This window comes from Corallococcus terminator, from assembly GCF_003611635.1.
GTDB lineage: Bacteria > Myxococcota > Myxococcia > Myxococcales > Myxococcaceae > Corallococcus > Corallococcus terminator.
This window is the reverse complement of record NZ_RAVZ01000855.1, coordinates 1-386: the sequence shown is the minus strand read 5'-3', so window position 1 is coordinate 386 and position 386 is coordinate 1. Positions and strand designations below refer to the sequence as shown.

At 64.0% G+C, this 386-nt stretch carries 1 protein-coding gene; it reads right to left on the bottom strand.

Features of this window, described 5'->3' with window-relative positions; genetic code table 11:
- The coding region (locus D7V88_RS42465; protein ID WP_167509928.1) for a JAB domain-containing protein at positions 1-386 on the bottom strand (386 nt) is incomplete at both ends.

Here is a 386-nt window from a genome sequence, read left to right as displayed (position 1 = left end):
GCCCCTGTTCCATGAAGGAAACGTAGTCGCGGCCACCAATGATGATGTGGTCGAGGACGCGCACGCTCAGGTAGTCCGCCCCCTCGCAAAGGTGCTTCGTCAGGCCGATGTCTTGAATTGACGGCTCCGGCGCCCCAGACGGGTGATTATGCGCGAAGACGAGAGCCGTTGCGGTCGCCACCTGGAGGACCTGCCGAAACAGGGACGCAGGGTCAACAACGCAGGTGGCAAGGCCTCCCTTTGCCGCGCAGACGTCTGCGACGAGCACGTTACGGGAGTTGAAGCAGAGGACGTGGAATTCCTCATGCGTGAGGTGCGACAGGCGCGGGCGGAGATACTGAGCGATGGCGTGCGCCGTCGCTAGCTTCGGGCGCTCCTCCTGGGCG